This window comes from Nonomuraea sp. NPDC005983, from assembly GCF_040614375.1.
Taxonomy (GTDB): Bacteria; Actinomycetota; Actinomycetes; order Streptosporangiales; family Streptosporangiaceae; genus Nonomuraea.
In genome coordinates, this window is record NZ_JBEXUP010000003.1 from 35,040 (window position 1) to 51,694 (window position 16,655).

14 protein-coding genes are annotated in these 16,655 nt (G+C 69.2%); 7 read left to right on the top strand and 7 right to left on the bottom strand.

The window, feature by feature from the left end:
• The first annotated feature begins 60 nt into the window (after positions 1 to 60).
• The 4 genes from ABZ297_RS02625 (at position 61) to tpx (ending at position 5,731) form a co-directional block, all read left to right on the top strand.
• Positions 61 to 831: a protein phosphatase 2C domain-containing protein gene (locus ABZ297_RS02625; protein ID WP_350802915.1), complete on the top strand. Its 771-nt coding sequence runs from the start codon at positions 61 to 63 to the stop codon at positions 829 to 831.
• A 181-nt stretch (positions 832 to 1,012) separates the two neighbouring features.
• Complete coding sequence (locus tag ABZ297_RS02630) at positions 1,013 to 1,825, top strand: CHAP domain-containing protein (protein WP_355338226.1); 813 nt, start codon at positions 1,013 to 1,015, stop codon at positions 1,823 to 1,825.
• Positions 1,826 to 1,876: 51 nt separating this feature from the next.
• Complete coding sequence (gene icmF, locus ABZ297_RS02635; RefSeq protein WP_355338229.1) at positions 1,877 to 5,089, top strand: fused isobutyryl-CoA mutase/GTPase IcmF; 3,213 nt, start codon at positions 1,877 to 1,879, stop codon at positions 5,087 to 5,089.
• 141 nt (positions 5,090 to 5,230) lie between these two features.
• The gene (gene tpx, locus ABZ297_RS02640) at positions 5,231 to 5,731 is read left to right on the top strand and encodes a thiol peroxidase (RefSeq protein WP_355338232.1); all 501 of its coding nucleotides are present in this window, start codon (positions 5,231 to 5,233) and stop codon (positions 5,729 to 5,731) included.
• Between the two features lie 73 nt (positions 5,732 to 5,804).
• On the opposite strand, the gene ABZ297_RS02645 is transcribed toward tpx, so the two are convergent.
• Positions 5,805 to 6,608, bottom strand: a complete 804-nt coding sequence (locus ABZ297_RS02645; RefSeq protein ID WP_355338235.1) for an SAM-dependent methyltransferase — start codon at positions 6,606 to 6,608, stop codon at positions 5,805 to 5,807.
• 119 nt (positions 6,609 to 6,727) lie between these two features.
• Between ABZ297_RS02645 and ABZ297_RS02650 the strand changes: the two genes are divergently transcribed.
• Positions 6,728 to 7,486, top strand: coding sequence for a helical backbone metal receptor (locus ABZ297_RS02650; protein ID WP_355338238.1), 759 nt, complete (start codon positions 6,728 to 6,730; stop codon positions 7,484 to 7,486).
• Between the two features lie 229 nt (positions 7,487 to 7,715).
• Here ABZ297_RS02650 and ABZ297_RS02655 read toward each other — a convergent pair whose 3' ends face one another.
• The 4 genes from ABZ297_RS02655 to ABZ297_RS02670 form a co-directional block, all read right to left on the bottom strand.
• Positions 7,716 to 8,561 carry a carbohydrate ABC transporter permease gene (locus ABZ297_RS02655; protein WP_355338241.1) on the bottom strand — a complete coding sequence of 282 codons (846 nt, stop codon included), beginning with the start codon at positions 8,559 to 8,561 and terminating at the stop codon, positions 7,716 to 7,718.
• Positions 8,548 to 9,456 (bottom strand): sugar ABC transporter permease, encoded by a 909-nt coding sequence (locus ABZ297_RS02660; protein ID WP_355338244.1) that lies wholly within the window; start codon positions 9,454 to 9,456, stop codon positions 8,548 to 8,550. Before ABZ297_RS02660 ends, ABZ297_RS02655 begins: the two co-directional genes overlap by 14 nt.
• Positions 9,457 to 9,568: 112 nt before the next feature.
• Entirely contained in the window at positions 9,569 to 10,939 is a 1,371-nt protein-coding gene (locus tag ABZ297_RS02665) for an extracellular solute-binding protein (RefSeq protein WP_355338247.1), read from the bottom strand.
• Positions 10,940 to 10,971: 32 nt separating this feature from the next.
• Complete coding sequence (locus ABZ297_RS02670) at positions 10,972 to 11,859, bottom strand: sugar phosphate isomerase/epimerase family protein (RefSeq protein ID WP_355338250.1); 888 nt, start codon at positions 11,857 to 11,859, stop codon at positions 10,972 to 10,974.
• Between the two features lie 114 nt (positions 11,860 to 11,973).
• Between ABZ297_RS02670 and ABZ297_RS02675 the strand changes: the two genes are divergently transcribed.
• Positions 11,974 to 13,002, top strand: coding sequence for a zinc-binding alcohol dehydrogenase (locus ABZ297_RS02675; RefSeq protein ID WP_355338253.1), 1,029 nt, complete (start codon positions 11,974 to 11,976; stop codon positions 13,000 to 13,002).
• 4 nt (positions 13,003 to 13,006) lie between these two features.
• Complete coding sequence (locus tag ABZ297_RS02680; RefSeq protein ID WP_355338256.1) at positions 13,007 to 13,792, top strand: sugar phosphate isomerase/epimerase family protein; 786 nt, start codon at positions 13,007 to 13,009, stop codon at positions 13,790 to 13,792.
• A 1,184-nt stretch (positions 13,793 to 14,976) separates the two neighbouring features.
• Here ABZ297_RS02680 and ABZ297_RS02685 read toward each other — a convergent pair.
• Together ABZ297_RS02685 and ABZ297_RS02690 are read right to left on the bottom strand one after the other, a co-directional pair.
• Positions 14,977 to 16,080 (bottom strand): zinc-binding dehydrogenase, encoded by a 1,104-nt coding sequence (locus ABZ297_RS02685; RefSeq protein ID WP_355338260.1) that lies wholly within the window; start codon positions 16,078 to 16,080, stop codon positions 14,977 to 14,979.
• Positions 16,073 to 16,642 carry a Gfo/Idh/MocA family oxidoreductase gene (locus tag ABZ297_RS02690; protein ID WP_355338559.1) on the bottom strand — a complete coding sequence of 190 codons (570 nt, stop codon included), beginning with the start codon at positions 16,640 to 16,642 and terminating at the stop codon, positions 16,073 to 16,075. The genes ABZ297_RS02685 and ABZ297_RS02690 overlap by 8 nt, the downstream gene beginning before the upstream one ends.
• Between the last annotated feature and the right edge of the window lie 13 nt (positions 16,643 to 16,655).

Sequence of the window (16,655 nt, forward strand, 5' to 3'; positions counted from 1 at the left end):
CACAAGAGTCTTCACCGCATCTGCTTGTGAAGTCTTTCAACCAATGATTTACTGCATGGTATGAAGCACAACATCCGCTATGCCGCCGGTTCAGACGTGGGGCGCCGCAGGGAGCAGAACGAGGATTCTGGGTACGCGAGCGGCCGGCTGCTCGTGGTTGCCGACGGGATGGGCGGTCACGCGGCGGGAGAGCTGGCGAGCTCGGCCGCGATCGCTGTCATGCGCGAGCTGGATGCCACGCTTCCCGAGTCGGGCTCCGACCTGGAGGCCGCCCTTGAGAGCGCCGTGCACGAGGCGGCGCGGAGGCTGGTCGAGCTGGCCGACATCGACCCCGCCCGCCGGGGGATGGGAACCACGGTGACCGCCATGCTGTGGGACGGCTACCGGTTCGCCCTGGCTCATCTTGGTGACTCCCGCGGATACCTGCTTCGCGATGGTGCTCTTTACCAGATGACCAAGGATCACACACTTGTGCAGTCGATGGTGGACGAAGGGCGGATAACGGAGGATCAGGCCGCCGTTCATCCCCGGCGGTCGATGGTGCTCCGGGTGCTGGGCAGCGAGGGCAGGGCCGAGCCGGACATGGCGCTGCGCGAGGCCGAGCCTGATGATCGCTACCTCCTCTGCTCCGACGGGCTCACGACCGTGCTCGGGCCCGAGGTCCTGCACGAGGTCCTGACCACCGTGGCAGACCCGGGCGCGGCCGTCCAGCGGCTGATCGACCTGGCGAACGAGGGAGGCTCTCCCGACAACGTGACCGTCATCGTGGCGGACGTGGTCGCGCCGGGCGCCGGGGAGGCGCAGGTCTACCGGGTCGGCGCTGGCTCCTAGCGTCGATAGTAGTAAGCCTCGCCAGTCTCACCAGCAACAGAACCGAAATTTCGGTACATAGCCTGACACTTTCTGGGTGTTCCGCGCGGGAACGCGATGCCGCTACTACAGTCCATCGTGATCTGGCGGTTTTCTGGGAGGAGTCACCCTGGACCCGATCGCGGAATCCCTGTTGAAAGAGGTGCGGCGGGAAGTCGGCTACCGGGAGAAAGGCGGCCAGTACACCAAGTTCGGCCAGTGGTACGCGGATCGCGTCCAGGACGCGCAGTATCGCAACGCTCCGTGGTGCGACATGTTCATCGCGTGGGCGGCGCAGAAGGCCGGCGTGGCGGACCAGGTCGGCCAGTTCGCCTGGACCCCGTCCCACGCCGCCTGGTTCATCAAGCAGGGCGCCTGGTCACGCAAGCCCGAGCCGGGGGCCCTGGTCTTCTTCGACTGGAGCGGCAGGAAGAGCTACAAGGGCATCGACCACGTCGGCGTGGTGGAGCGGGTCGAGGGCAAGAAGATCCACACGATCGAGGCCAACGTCGACCGCGTCTGGCTCAAGCGCAAGACCCGCGAGACGGACAAGGTCGTCGGGTACGGCCTGCCGCGCCTGGTCAAGCCCGGCGCCCCGTTGGATGAGATCCGCTCGACCGAGCAGCCGTTCGTCCGGGTGGGGCCGCGGGAGTCGCAGGGCTCTGCGCTGGACTTCCTGGGCACGCCGCAGGCGCTGCTCGCCGCGATGGTCCTCATCACGGTCGTGGTCTCCTTCCGCCTGGCGGGCCGCCGCCGCGGCGTCCGCCGCAGGTTCGCGCTGCCGTGGAACGCGCCATCCCGCCCGCCCGCGGAGCCGGTCGAGCCGGAGCTCCCGGCGCCGACGGGCCGTCCCGTCCTGGTGGCCACCATCGCTTCCGTCCCGAAGCAGGCCGGGCCGCCCGCCGGGACGCGGCGCAGGCCGTATGAGCCACGGGAGCGTGAAGACAGGCGTGATGTCGCGTCTCTTGGGAATTAATAGGACGTCCTAGTATCTTCGTGAGTGAGGCCCTTTCACGAAGGAGTGATCGTGCACGTCCCGCTCCATCCCGTCCGGTTCGTCACCGCTGCTGCGCTGTTCGACGGCCACGACGCGGCGATCAACATCATGCGGCGCATCCTCCAGACCCAGGGGGCGGAGGTGATCCATCTCGGGCACAACAGGTCCGTGGAGGAGGTCGTCACCGCCGCCATCCAGGAAGACGTCCAGGGGGTCGCGATCAGCTCCTACCAGGGCGGGCATGTGGAGTTCTTCTCCTACCTGGTCGACCTGCTGCGCGAGCACGGCGCAGGGCACGTCAAGGTCTACGGCGGTGGCGGCGGCGTCATCGTCCAGGACGAGATCGACCTCCTGCACTCGCGCGGCGTCACCCGGGTCTTCTCGCCCGAGGACGGCCAGCGCCTCGGACTCCCCGGCATGATCAACAAGCTGATCGAGGAGTGCGACGTCGATCTCGACGGCTCTCCCTCGGTCGAGGCCGTCGCCTCGGGCGACCAGGCGGCGCTGGCCAGGGCGATCACCCTGATCGAGGCCGATCGCGCCCCCGAGGGCCTGCTCGACGGCCTGCGCGCGGCGGCCGCGAGCGGCACCCGCGCGCCCGTGCTGGGCATCACCGGCACCGGCGGCTCGGGCAAGTCGTCGCTGACCGACGAGCTGCTGCGCAGGCTGCGGGTGGACAACGACGACAAGCTGCGCATCGCGGTCATCGCGATCGACCCGACCCGCAGGCGCGGCGGCGGCGCGCTGCTCGGCGACCGGATCCGGATGAACAGCCTGGGCCCCCAGACCTACTTCCGCTCGCTCGCCACCAGAGGCGCAGCCAGCGAGGTGCCCGCCTGCCTCGATGACGTGCTCGCCGCCTGCCGGGCCGCCGGGTACGACCTGATCGTCGTCGAGACCCCCGGCATCGGACAGGGCGACGCGGGCATCGTGCCGCACGTGGACGTGCCCGTCTACGTCATGACGCCCGAGTTCGGCGCGGCGTCCCAGCTGGAGAAGATCGACATGCTGGACTTCGCCGAGGCCGTCGTGATCAACAAGTACGAGCGGCGCGGCGCCGAGGACGCCCTGCGCGACGTGCGCCGCCAGCTCGTCAGGAACCGCGGGGCCTTCGGCGTGGCGCCCGACGAGATGCCGGTGTTCGGCACGATCGCCTCTCGCTACAGCGACGCCGGGGTCACCGCGCTCTACCAGCACCTCAAGGGACTGCTGGCGAGCAAGGGCATGCCGGCGGGGCCCGGCCTGCTGCCGGTGGTGCGGGGCCGCACCTCGCACGAGACCGACGCGATCGTCCCGCCCGCGCGGGTGCGCTACCTCGCCGAGATCGCCGAGAGCGTCCGCGGCTACCACGCCGAGACGCTCGCCCAGGCCGAGGTGGCGCGCCGCCGCCAGCAGCTCGCCGCCGTCCGCTCCCTCCTGGACGGCGACGACGCCAGGCTGGCCGAGCTGGCCGCGCGGGCCGACGGTGAGCTGAGCGACGAGAGCCGGGCGCTGCTCGACGGCTGGCCGGCCGTCAAGGAGCGGTACACCGCCGACGAGCTCGTGGTGAAGGTGCGCGACCGGGAGATCCACACGCCGCTGTGGCGCGAGACCCTGTCGGGCAACCGGATCCCGCGCGTCGCGCTGCCCCGCCACACCGACCACGGCGACCTGCTGCGGTTCCTGCGGAGCGAGAACCTGCCGGGCACCTTCCCGTTCACGGCAGGGGTGTTCCCGTTCAAGCGCGACGACGAGGACCCCACCAGGATGTTCGCGGGGGAGGGCGACCCGTTCCGCACCAACAGGCGCTTCAAGCTGCTGTCGGAGGGCCAGCCGGCGACCAGGCTGTCCACCGCGTTCGACTCGGTGACGCTGTACGGTCACGACCCCGACCTGCGGCCGGATATTTACGGAAAAGTCGGCACTTCTGGGGTATCCATCGCGACGCTCGACGACATGAAGGCGCTCTACGACGGCTTCGACCTGTCGGCGCCGAACACCTCCGTGTCGATGACGATCAACGGCCCGGCCCCGACCATCCTCGCCTTCTTCCTCAACGCCGCCGTCGACCAGGCCCTCGACAGGTTCCGCGCGCTGCAGGGACGCGAACCGTCCGAGGAGGAGGCCGGCGAGCTGCGGACGCAGACGTTCGCCACCGTGCGGGGCACCGTGCAGGCCGACATCCTCAAGGAGGACCAGGGCCAGAACACCTGCATCTTCTCCACGGAGTTCTCGCTCAGGATGATGGCCGACATCCAGGAGTGGTTCATCCGGAACCGCGTGCGCAACTTCTACTCGGTGTCGATCTCCGGCTACCACATCGCCGAAGCCGGGGCGAACCCCATCAGCCAGCTCGCCTTCACCCTGGCCAACGGCTTCACCTACGTCGAGGCGTACCTGGCGCGCGGGATGCGGATCGACGACTTCGCGCCCAACCTGTCGTTCTTCTTCTCCAACGGCATGGACCCCGAGTACAGCGTCCTCGGGCGGGTGGCCCGGCGGATCTGGGCGGTCGCGATGCGCGAGAGGTACGGCGCGGCGGAACGCTCGCAGAAGCTCAAGTACCACATCCAGACGTCCGGCAGGTCGCTGCACGCCCAGGAGATGAACTTCAACGACATCCGCACCACCCTGCAGGCCCTGATCGCGATCTACGACAACTGCAACAGCCTGCACACCAACGCCTTCGACGAGGCCGTGACCACCCCGTCGCCCGACTCGGTGCGCAGGGCGATGGCGATCCAGCTCATCATCAACAGGGAATGGGGCCTGGCCCGCAACGAGAACCCCCTCCAGGGCGCGTTCATCATCGACGAGCTGACCGACCTGGTCGAAGAGGCGGTGCTGCGGGAGTTCGAGCGGCTGTCGGACCGAGGCGGCGTGCTCGGCGCCATGGAGACCGGCTACCAGCGCGGCAGGATCCAGGACGAGTCGATGCTGTACGAGACCCGCAAGCACGAGGGCTCACTGCCGATCATCGGCGTGAACACCTTCCGCAACCCGCGCGGCGACGAGCCCCAGCCGCACAAGCTGGAGCTCGCGAGGGGGACGGAAGAGGAGAAGCGGTCGCAACTCGACCGCCTGCACGCCTTCCAGGAGCGCAACCGGGCCGAGGCTCCCGCGGCGCTGGCCCGGTTGCGCGAGAGCGCGATGTCCGACGGCAACGCGTTCGAGGTGCTGATGGACGCGGCCAGGGTCTGCTCCCTGGGCCAGATCACGGAGGCCCTGTTCGAGGCCGGAGGCCAGTACCGCCGCAACGTCTGACCTCCGCTCCGCAGGGCGCTGTTGAGGATGTGCTGAGTTCCTGTTGGGCGGGCTCGCCGCCGGGCGGGGCTCGCCCTTCGGGCGGAACCCGCGCCGATAGGATCACCACCTCGGGGCACCACAGTTAACCAGGAGGTTCTTATGTCCGATGTCACTTTCAAGGGCAACCCCATCACCGTCGGCGGCACCTTCCCGAAGCCCGGCGACGACGTGCCCGCCTTCCGTCTGGTCCGCGGCGACCTTTCCGAGGCCACGCTCGCCGACTTCGGCGACGTCAAGAAGGTGCTGAACATCTTCCCGAGCGTCGACACCGGCGTCTGCGCGGCCTCCATGCGCCGCTTCAACGAGCTGGCCGCCGACTACCCCGACGTCCAGGTCCTGTGTGTATCGGCCGACCTGCCGTTCGCCCAGAAGCGCTTCTGCGGCGCCGAGGGCATCGAGAACGTGACCATGCTGTCGCTCATGCGGGGGCGCGAGTTCCTGACGGACTACGGCGTGGCGCAGGAGTCGGGGCCGCTGGCCGGTCTCGCCGCCCGCGCGGTGATCGTGCTCGACGGTGACAACAAGGTGATCTACTCCGAGCTGGTGTCCGAGATCACCCAGGAGCCCGACTACGAGGGCGCTCTCAGCGCCATCAAGTAGCCGGCCAGAGGCTGAGGAGGGGCGGGTGGACGGTCGTCCACTCGCCCCTCCGCCTGTTCTCGGGCCGCGCCGGTCAGCCTTTCCTGGCCACCCCGCACAGGATGAGCGACGACTCCGGGCCGTTGACGAAGTCGATCGTGTCGGCCTGGTCGGGACGCCACTCCGGCAGCCACACCACCCCTGGGTCCACCAGGTCGAAGTGCTCGAAGAGCTCCTCCACCTGCTGGCGGCTGCGGAGGCTGAGCGGGGACGTGGAGGCGCGGTAGACCTCCGTCCCCTTGCGTACGGCGTCGGCACGGGCGTCGCTGGTGCCGTGTGACATGACCAGGAAGCTGCCCGGCGCCATCGCCTCCCGCAGGGTGGCCACGATCCGGTGTGGATCGTCCGACTTGCTGATGAAGTGCATGATCGCCACCAGCAGTACCCCGACGGGCTTAGTGAAATCGATAAAATCCAGTAAGTCTGGATTTTTCAGGATTTCCTCGGGTTTGCGGAGGTCGCCCTGCACCACCCTCGTGGTGTCGTCCTCGGCCAGCAGGGCCCGCGCGTGTACCAGGACCACCGGGTCGCGGTCGACGTAGACGACGCGAGAGTCGGGCGCGACGGCTCTCGCCACCTCGTGCACGTTGCCCTGCGTGGGCAGACCCGTCCCGATATCGAGGAACTGCGTGATGCCGGAGTCGGCGAGGAATCGCACGGCTCGCCCCAGGAACGCCCGATTGGCACGGGCGGCGGCGCGCACCTCCGGGGCCACCTTGAGAAGCCTCTCGGCGGCCTCGCGATCGGCGGGGAAATGGTCCTTCCCGCCGAGGTAGTAGTCGTACAGCCGGGCGACGTTCGGCGTCGTCGGATCGAAGCCCGGCGGTTCCTGCTCCAACCAGCAATCCCCCGATCTAGAGTTAACGATCTTTTCGGAATTCTACGGATTAGTAACCATGCTTGTGGAGATGTTTTCGTAACCGGTTCTGCCGGCTTCCGTCGTCCTAGGGTTCAGGTGTGAACATCCACGAAGATGACACCGGCGTGCCGGTGCCGGTGCCGGAGCAGGTTTCCCGGATCGTGTCGCTCGTGCCGTCGCTGACCGAGTCGGTGGCGGCGACGCTGCCGGACGCGCTCGTCGGCGCGACCGACTGGTGCTCCCACCCGGCTGACCTGGACGTCACCCGGGTGAAGGGGACGAAGAACCCGGATCTCGACACGATCAGGCGGCTCAAACCCGACGTGGTCCTGGCCAACGCCGAAGAGAACCGGGCGTCCGACATCGAGGCGCTGCGGCAGGCGGGCCTGGCGGTCTGGGTGACCAGGATCGAGACGCTGGACGAGGCGTTCCTGTCGCTGGACCGGATGTTCAGGCACGCCTGCCGCGCCGGGCGGCCGGAGTGGCTCGACCGGGCGCGAGAGGCGTGGGGCGAGCCGCCGCCGGTGCGCAGGACCGCCATCGTGCCGATCTGGCGGCGTCCGTGGATGGTGGTGGGGCGCGACACGTTCACCGGGGACGTGCTCAGGCGGCTGGGCGTGGCCAACCTCTACGCGGATCACCCCGAGCGGTACCCGAAGATCCCGCTGGACCAGCTTGTCAGGAAAAATCCGGATCTGGTGGTGCTGCCGGACGAGCCCTACGCCTTCGGCGAAGACGACGGCCCCGAGGCGTTCCCCGGTCTGCCCTGCGCCCTGGTCAGCGGGCGCTACCTCACCTGGTACGGCCCCTCCCTCATCGAAGCCCCCGCCCACCTCCGCCCCCGCCTGGAACCCTGACCACCTCGCAGACGGCGGTCGCCTGAGTCCTCGCCAGGAGGTCAGGTTCACGTCTGGGGGGCGATGGCCAGCGCGGCGGCGGGGGAGAGCACGTGCTCGATGACGAGCACCGCAGCCCCCACGATGCCCGCGTGGTCCCCGAGCGAACTGGTGACGATCTCCAGATTGCGGGTCGTGAACGGCAGGCACCATCTCTGATGAGCTGGAGGATCTGGCCTGCCGTGAGCATCTATCCCTTCTCCGCCCCGGCCGTGAGGCCCTCGGTCAGCAGTCGCTCGCTGGCGAAGAACACGATCACGATGGGCAGCGTCAGCACCACCGAACCTGCCATGAGCACCGTCGTCGGGATCTCGATGCTCCCCGCGAGTTGCGACAGCCCGAGGGAGACCGTCCAGCTCTCCCGCTTCTCGACGAGGAAGAGCAGGGCGAAGAGGAACTCGTTCCAGGCGATCATGAACGCGTACAGACCTGTCGCCATGAGCGCGGGCTTGGACAGCGGCAACACCACCCGCCAGATCGTCGACAGCCGCGTGCAGCCGTCGATCGCAGCGGCCTCCTCCACGCTCTGCGGCACGGTCTCGAAGTAGTTGCGGAGCATGTATACCGTGACCGGCACCGTCTGCGCGCCGTAAACCAGGATCAACCCGGCCAACGACCCGCGCAGCCCGAGCATGGTGAAGAGCACGAACAGCGGGATGGCCAGCACGATCGCCGGGAACAGGTAGACGGCCAGGAACAGGAAGTGCACCTGCCGCCGTCCGAAGAAGCGCAGCCTGGCCACCGCGTACGCGCCCGGGATCGAGATCAGCAGCGTGGCCGCGACCGACGCCACCGCGACGATCGCGCTGTTGCGCATGAACGTCAGGAAGCCCTGCCTGGTCAGCACGTCGGCGTAGGTGTCGAGGGTGAGGTGCTGCGGCCAGAGCGAGCCTGGGGCCAGGATCAGCTCCTGGATGTCGCGCACCGACAGCGTCACCATGTACAGGAACGGGAACGCGGTGATCACGAAGAGGAAGGCGATCACCAGCGGCCTGAGGACCTTGAACAGCCCCCGCTCGAACCTATCCCTGCTCACGCTCGCCTCCCGCGAAGAACCTGAGGTAGAGGGCCAGGAACACGACCAGCACCACGGCGAGCACGATCGCCTGGGCCGCCGCCGCGCCGATGTCGTCGCGCGAGGTCAGGAAGTTGTAGACGCGCACGCTGACGACCTCGGTGCCCGCCCCGCCGCCGGTCAGCAGGTAGACGTCGTCGAACTTGGTGAAGGTGAAGACGAAGCGCAGCACCGCCAGCAGCGCGATGATCCGCCAGAGCTGCGGCATGATCACGTACCGGAAGCGCTGCGTGGGCGTCGCGCCGTCGACCACCGCGGCCTCTTCCAACTCGGCGGGCAGCGCCTGCAGCCTGGCCAGGATGAACAGGAACGCGAACGGGAAGTACCGCCACGCCTCGAACGCGATCACCGTCAGCAGCGCCACCGGCACCTGGACGCCGAGGAAGGTCCCCTTCGCCTGGGTGAGGAACGCGATCGGCTCGGCGAGCCAGGAGTTCACGATGCCGTACTGCGGGTTCAGCATCGTCTCCCACAGGAACGCCACGGCCACCACCGGCGCGACGTACGGCACCAGGATCGAGGCCCTGACCAGGGTCCTGCCCCGGAACCTGTCGCGCAGCGCCAGCGCGGCCACCAGTCCGATGGCGATCGACAGCGCCGTGCCCGCCACCGTGTAGACCAGCGTGTTGACCAGCGCCGACCAGAACCCGGGTTCGGAGATCACGTAGCCGAAGTTCTCCAGCGTGTAGTGCCCGAAGACGCCCACCCGGCGGATGTTGATCAGCCGTGCGTCCTGGAAGGCCAGCATGACCGCCCACAGCAGCGGCACGACCACCACGACCAGGGTGATGACCAGGGTGGGGGAGATCAGCGCCAGCCCGGCGCGTTCCTCCTGGCGGCGCAGTGTGGTGTTCATTGCCGCACTCCGTGCGGCGGCTCGGTCGCTGGGATCCGTCGCCTTCCCTCGTCGCTCTGGTCGCTGCGCTCCCGCCGCTCCTCAGTCCAGGCGACGGCGCTCCCTCGCGGGCTCACTGCCGGATCCCGCGTTTGATCGTCTCCACGTTCGCCTTGGCCTGCGCCGCCGCGGCCTGCGGGGTGAGCGAGCCCTCGACGATGCCGCTCAGCGCCCTGGGCACCGGCAGCTCGCCCATGATGGCCCCGACGAGCTTGCCCTGACCCTGCGGGATGCCCCAGCGGGCGAACGTGTCGGGGCTCCTGCGCAGCGCCTCGAGCACCTCGGACGGGTACACCTCCGCCAGCGGCTTCTTGGTGTCGACCCCGGCGGGCAGCTTGTTCCACCCGGCGGCGAAGGTCTCGCGGGTCGGGAACTTGCCCTCGGGGGCCATGCCGATCCAGCGCTGGTAGCCCTCGTTCATCAGGTACGCGACGAACCTGGCCGCCGAGTTCTTGGCCGCGTCGCGGGTGATCACCCACGATACGATCTCGCCGTACTGGGCGGGCGCCTGGCCGTCGGGGCCCTTCAGCGCGGTGACCACGCCCGTGTTCCGCGCCAGCCACTGCGGGTCGTCGCGGCACTCGGCGCAGCTCGGCAGCGCGTCGTTGCGCAGCCCCGCCAGCTCGTCGAGGATGAAGGACGACCAGATCGTCATGGCCGCCTTGCCGGAGAAGTAGGTGGCTCTGGTCGAGTCGACGTCCTGCTTGCCCTTGACGGAGTAGTTCTTCGCGAGCTTCGCGTAGAACTCGAACGCCTTCACGCACTGCGGCGAGTCAAGGGCGACATTTCCGGAACTGTCGACGAGCTGGCAGCCGTTCGCCAGCGCGACGTGCTCGAAGCTCTGCGCCGTGAACGAGTCCTTGGGCGCGATGGCCAGCGTGATGCCCGCGACCCCGCCCGTGTTCAGCTTGGCCGCCGCGGCCTCCAGCCGCTCGTAGGTGTCGGGCGGCTGGAGGCCGGCCTTCTGGAACAGGTCCTTGCGGTAGAGGATGAGCTGTGCCCACCCGTCGCTCGGGACGGCGAGCAGCTTGCCGCCCGAGGAGTCGAGCTCCAGCGCCCGCCGCGAGAAGGAGCCGCGGCCGAGCTGGTCGACGACCTTGCCCGGCGTCTCGGTGTCGAGCAGGTCGTTGGCCTCCAGCTCACGGACGGACGCCAGGGGCAGCGCGCCGATCACGTCGGGCAGGTCGTCCGCCGCGGCGGCGGCGGTGATGGTCTGGCTGAACTGGTCCTCGCCCACCCCGACCAGCTTGACCTTGATCCCGGTCCTGCGGGTGAACTCGTCGACGATCCACTGCTGCGCGCCCATCCGGTCCGCGAGGTTCTCCTCGGTCCAGACCGTGATCTGATCGGCGCTCCTGTCGTTGCCGCCGTCGCTGCCGCACGCGGCCAGAGCGGCCGCCGACAGCAGTGCGACGGAGAGGACGGCGGTTACCTGCTTCGGCATGGCGCGCTCCTCTGCTTGGGGATAAGCCGGGCTTACCCCTTCACGAGATGGCGCAACGTGTGGTAGGCGATACCGAGACCGGTCTGTACCCTCTCCGTGCTTCCGCTGTAGACCGGGTCCTCGTGCTCCACGGAGACCACGCCGTCGTACCCGCCCTCCTGCAGCGCGTCGATCAACCGGACCCAGTCGACCTGCCCCAGCCCGGGCACCCGGAACTGGTACCACCCCTTCTCGCCGGTGATGGGCCCGTAGAAGCCGTACCGGTTGATCTTCTCGGGCATGATCTGCGTGTCCTTGGCCTGGACGTGCGCGATGTGCGCGATGTACGGCATGGCCGCCGCAGTCGGGTCGATCCCCAGCGCCACCAGGTGCGACGGGTCGTAGTTCAGCTTGAGCCCGAGCGTGAACATCCACTCCCACAACTCGGGGGAGTAGGCCAGGTTCCCGGGGTAGCCGTCGGGATGCCAGCTCTTCATCAGGCAGTTCTCGATGACGATCTCGACCCCGCGGTCGGCGGCGTACGCGACGAGCGGCTTGAAGACGTCGGCGGCGAGCTTGAGGTTGTCGCGCACGGGCAGCCCGGGGTCGCGCCCGACGAACGTGCCGACCGTCGGGCAGCCCAGTGCGGCCGCCGCGTCGACGCACCGGCGCACGTGCGCGTTCACCTGAGCCCCCTCACGGGGGTGCAGATTGTTCTCGTAGTAGGCGATGGAGGAGAGCGTGAGCCCGGTCTCCGCGAAGATTCCTCTGACGCGATCACATTCTGCCTCGTCGAAATGGTCGACTTTGATGTGATTTCGGTCATCTGTGGACGGCCATCCGGCCACTTCGAGCGCCTCGAAACCCTGCTGTGCGGCCCAGTGTGCTATGTCGGTAAGATCGCTTTCCGGAAGACACGCTGTCAGGAAGCCCAATTTCATCAGTCACCTCCGGCGGAAGTCGTAGACTTAAGAGTGTTCTGGGCGCAACTATCGTAGGCAAACAATCTATAATCCCTTGACTTTTGTCTGATCATAAAGCGTAAGTGTTGAGGAATGCGCGTCATAACCTTTGAAAAGCCGGGCCAGGTTCGCGTCGGCGTGGAGCCGTCCGCCGAACTCGTGCCGGGCAGCGTGCGGGTCCGAACCATGTACTCGGGAGTCTCCGCGGGCACCGAGCTCACCGCCTATCGCGGAACCAATCCATATCTCAATCGCAAGTGGGACACCGAGCGCCGGTTGTTCCTCGACGGCCAGACGCATGCCTACCCGCTGAGCGGCTGGGGCTACCAGGAGGTCGGCGAAGTGGTCGAGGCGGCGCCCGACGTCGCCGACCCGCCCGTCGGCAACCTCGTCTGGGGCATCTGGGGCCACCGCGCCGAGGCCGTCGTCCCGGCGGAGAAGCTCGTCGGCCACATCCTGCCGCCGGGCATCGACCCGCTGACCGGCGTCTTCGCGCGGGTGGGCGCCATCGCGCTGAACGCCGTCCACGCCGCCGACGTGCACCTCGGCGACCAGATCGCGATCTTCGGGCAGGGGGTCATCGGCCTGCTCGCCACCCGCCTCGCCGTGCTGAGCGGCGCCAGGGTGGTCGCGGTCGACGCCCTCCCGGCCCGCCTGGCGCTCGCCAGGCGGTTCGGCGCGGCCGAGACGTTCGACGTGCAGTCAGGCTCCGTGGCCGAGTTCATGCGCAAGCGCGTCGAGGGCGCCGACACCGCGATCGAGCTGAGCGGCAGCAACCAGGGCCTGCACGAGGCGATCCGCACCGTGCGCAAGGGCGGCAGGGTCGTGGCGGCCGGCTTCTACCAGGGCGACGGGGTCGGGCTGCGGCTCGGCGAGGAGTTCCACCACAACCAGGTGCAGCTCGTCTCGTCCCAGATCGGCGGGGTCGCGTCCTGGCTCGCGCACCGCTGGGACATCGAGCGCCTCCAGCGCACCTTCATGGAGCTGGTGTACCGCGGCGAGGTCGACGTCCACGAGCTCGTCAGCCACGTCATGACCGTCGAACAGGCCGCCGAGGCGTACGACCTGCTCGACAGGCACCCCTCAGACGTCCTCCAGCTCGTCTTCCGATTCGAGGAGTAGCACAGTGAAGCTTTCCGTCCAGGAGCAGCTTCTGCCCGGCCGCACGCTGCAGGAGAAGTTCGCCTTCGCCGTCGAGGCCGGGTTCGACGCGATCGAGCTGCGCGGCAAGGGCGAGTTCCACTTCGCCAACCGGCTGACCGAGCTGAAGCGGGCGCTCGCCGACGGCGTGGTCATGCCGACCGTGTGCGTCGAGATGCCGCACTTCATCGGCGACTTCGACCCGGCCAAGCGGATGGACGCCATCCAGCAGCTCCGGTCGCAGCTGACGGTCATCGCCGAGCTGGGCGGTCTCGGCGTGATGACGCCCGCCTCGTGGGGGCAGTTCTCCCGCCGCCTGCCGCCGTTCGAGCCGCCGCGCTCCCCGCAGGAGGACCGCGAGGTGCTGACGGAGGCGCTGGGGGTCCTCGGTGAGCACGCCCAGCGCAACGGCGTGCTGATCATGCTGGAGCCGCTCAACCGGTACGAGAACCACATGGTCAACACCCTCGCGGAGGCCGTGTCGTACTGCTCCATGGACTCGATCAGGGTCGTCGGCGACACGTACCACATGAACATCGAAGAGGACGACCCCTGCCGCTCGCTGCTGGAGGCCGCGCCCTACCTCGCGCACATGCAGATCAGCGAGTCGAACAGGAACCAGCCGGGCACCGGCCACCTCGACTGGGGGGCGCAGCTCGCCGCGCTCGACGCCGCGGGCTACGACGGCTACCTCGCCCTGGAGTGCCGCCTGCGCGGCGAGCCCGAGGCCGTCCTCCCCGAGACCGCCGCCTTCATCAGGAAATTCCTATGATCCTTCGCGATGCCGTCCGCGTCCTGGTCTCCAACTGGGACGGCAGCTACACCGTCCCGTCGCGCCGCCTCTACCCCCACCAGTGGAGCTGGGACTCCGCCTTCATCGCGATCGGCAACGCCCACTGGTCGCCGAGGCGGGCCAGGTCGGAGCTGCTCACCCTGTTCGGCGCGCAGTGGCGCGACGGACGGGTGCCGCACATCGCGTTCAACCCGAAGGTGCCCGACGGCGCCTACTTTCCCGGGCCCGACTTCTGGCAGGTGAGCGCGCCGTCGGGGGTGGCGACGTCCGGGATCGTGCAGCCGCCCGTGCACGCGCTGGCCGCCTGGCGGGTGCACCTGGCCGAGCCCGACATCCCCTTTCTACGCCGGATCTACCCCCGGCTGGTGGCCCAGCAGCAGTTCCTGCGCACCGCCAGGCGGTCCGACGAGGGGCTGATCTCCATCGTCCATCCCTGGGAGTCGGGCATGGACAACAGCCCGGCCTGGGACCTCCCGCTCGCCGCGGTCGAGGCGTCCCCAACCGGGGTCAGGCGCAGGGACCTCACCCACGTCAGCGCCGACGAGCGGCCGACGGACCGCGACTACGAGCGCTATGTCGGCCTCGCCCGCGCCTACCGCGACACCGGCTACCGCCGCGCGGGGGCGTTCCGCGTCGAGGATCCGCTGTTCAACGCCGCCTACGGGGTGGCCGAGGTGACGCTGGCGAAGATCGCCAAGGCGTGCGGGCTCGACCCCGAGCCGCACCACCGTGAGGCCGCCGCGACGACCGCCGCGATGGTCGAGCACCTCTACGACGACGGCCTGTTCCACGCCCGCGACGTGCTCACCGGCTGCCTGCTCCGCTCCAACAGCGCTGCCGGCCTGGTGCCGCTGATGCTGCCCGACCTGCCGCGCGACATCGTCAACGGGCTGATCGGCACCGGCCTCGACCGCTTCGCGCTGAAAGACGGGGTGCTTCCCAGCTTCGCGCCCGCCGCGCCCGAGTTCGACCCGGCGCGCTACTGGCGCGGGCCGAGCTGGATCAACCTCACCTGGCTGGTCTGGCAGGGGCTCAGGCACCGCCGGTCCGACCTGGCAGAGCCGCTGGCCGACGGCATGATCGCCGCTGTCACGCGGTCCGGGTTCCGCGAGTACTTCGACCCGTTCACCCTGCGGGGCCACGGCTGCCGCGACTTCAGCTGGTCAGCCGCCCTCATCCTGGACGTGGTCGCGGAGCACGGCCTGGACGGCGTGCCGCCGGCGGGCGGCAAGGTCGGCAAGCAGCCGGGGTCCCTCGGCGAAGCCGACGACATCGGTGATCATGTGCTCGCGTAGCAGCCCGCCGTACCTCCTGAGCAGGCTGATCGTCTCGTGCGACAGCCGCTCCCTGTCCCAGGCGTGTGCGAGCCCGCGCGGCACCCTGCCGATCTGGGCGCAGCGCAGGGTCAGCCCGTTGTGGTGGAACTCCTCGCCGAGGCGCACCTCGTCCGCGCCCTGGGTGTAGAAGGCCAGGTCGATCACCGTGCTCTGCGGCCTGAGCAGCTTGAGCGCCAGCGCCAGCGCCCTGGCCTGACCCCGGCACTGGAAGACCACGTCGGCGCCGCGGTCGTTGGGCGCGTGCCGCCAGCGGCGTTTCAGCTCGGCCGCCGGGTCGTCCTCGACAGACAGGACGTTCGCGCCCAGGGCTTCGGCGACGCCGAGCCTGGCCGGGGTCTCGTCCACGACCACGACCTCGGCCGCGCCGTGCGCCATCGCGAACGACGCCGTCAGCAGGCCGACCACGCCCGCGCCCACCACGACGACGCGCCGCCCGCGCACGCCGTCGCCGAGGTCGCGGACGTTCGGCCCGTGCAGGTCGTGGGCCGCGTGCAGCAGCCCGTTCGCGCAGATCGGCCCCATGTGGGCGACGTAGATGCCGAGCATGCCGTCGAGGTCGCCGGGCAGTTCCACGAACCGGTCGGCCATCGGGTCGGCCACGTAGGCGGAGCGGTGCCCGTACGCCATCGCGACCAGCACGCCCTCGCGCACCGCCCGGGTCCGGGTCTCGACGACCATGCCGACCTGCATGTATCCGATGCCGCGCACCGGGTAGGCGATCGACGGCGTGCCCCGCGTGAACAGGCCGAGCGCCGGGTCCCAGGTGGAGGTCAGGTAGGGGTTGCTGCCCTTGACGTAGGTCAGCTCGGTGCCCGCCGAGATCCCGCTGTGCGTGGTCGCCACCCTGAACCCGCCGTCGGGGACGTGGGTCAACCGCTCCTGGACCAGCGTGATCTCGCCCGGCGCCTCGATGCTCAGCACCTCACCCATCGAGCGTCACCGGCGTCCGCTCCATCGCCGACCGGGCGACCGCGTGGGCCAGCCGGTGCGTCCGCAGCGCCTCCCGGTACGGGACGCGCACGTCGGCCCGTCTGCCCCGAACGGCGTCGACGAACTCCCTGTCGACCCGGACCTTGGCCTGCCCGCCGTCCTGGACGAGCGTCTCGCCGTCGATCATCAGACGGGTCTCGCTCAGGTCGAGCGCGACGCCCTCGGCGTGCACCTCCAGGCCCACCCGGTGCTTGTGCCGCAGCAGGCTGGTGGCGGCCAGCAGTCCGGCCGCGCCGGTCGCGAACCTGAGGACGGTGGCGGTGGCCCGGTCCACCTCGCCGTGCACGCCGTTCTCGGCCGAGACGGCGTGCACCATGGTCACCTCGCCCACGAGGACCCTCGCCAGGTCGAGCACGTGGACGGCCTGCTCCAGCACCTGCCCGCCCGACAGCTCGGGTTTCAGCCACCAGCCGACAGGGGGCACCTTGTCCAGCCAGTGCCCCAGCGCGAGCCGTACCGGCCGGTCGGCAAGCAGGTCGCGCGCCCGTTCGAGAATGTCCAAATATCGCCAGTGA

Bases quoted from the DNA above. Each gene is read 5' to 3' on its own strand.
- ABZ297_RS02675 (WP_355338253.1), top strand. From the start codon at position 11,974: ATGCGCGTCATAACCTTTGAAAAGCCGGGCCAGGTTCGCGTCGGCGTG.
- ABZ297_RS02670 (WP_355338250.1), bottom strand. From the start codon at position 11,859: ATGAAATTGGGCTTCCTGACAGCGTGTCTTCCGGAAAGCGATCTTACC.
- ABZ297_RS02665 (WP_355338247.1), bottom strand. From the start codon at position 10,939: ATGCCGAAGCAGGTAACCGCCGTCCTCTCCGTCGCACTGCTGTCGGCG.
- ABZ297_RS02625 (WP_350802915.1), top strand. From the start codon at position 61: ATGAAGCACAACATCCGCTATGCCGCCGGTTCAGACGTGGGGCGCCGC.
- tpx (WP_355338232.1), top strand. From the start codon at position 5,231: ATGTCCGATGTCACTTTCAAGGGCAACCCCATCACCGTCGGCGGCACC.
- ABZ297_RS02660 (WP_355338244.1), bottom strand. From the start codon at position 9,456: ATGAACACCACACTGCGCCGCCAGGAGGAACGCGCCGGGCTGGCGCTG.
- ABZ297_RS02685 (WP_355338260.1), bottom strand. From the start codon at position 16,080: ATGGGTGAGGTGCTGAGCATCGAGGCGCCGGGCGAGATCACGCTGGTC.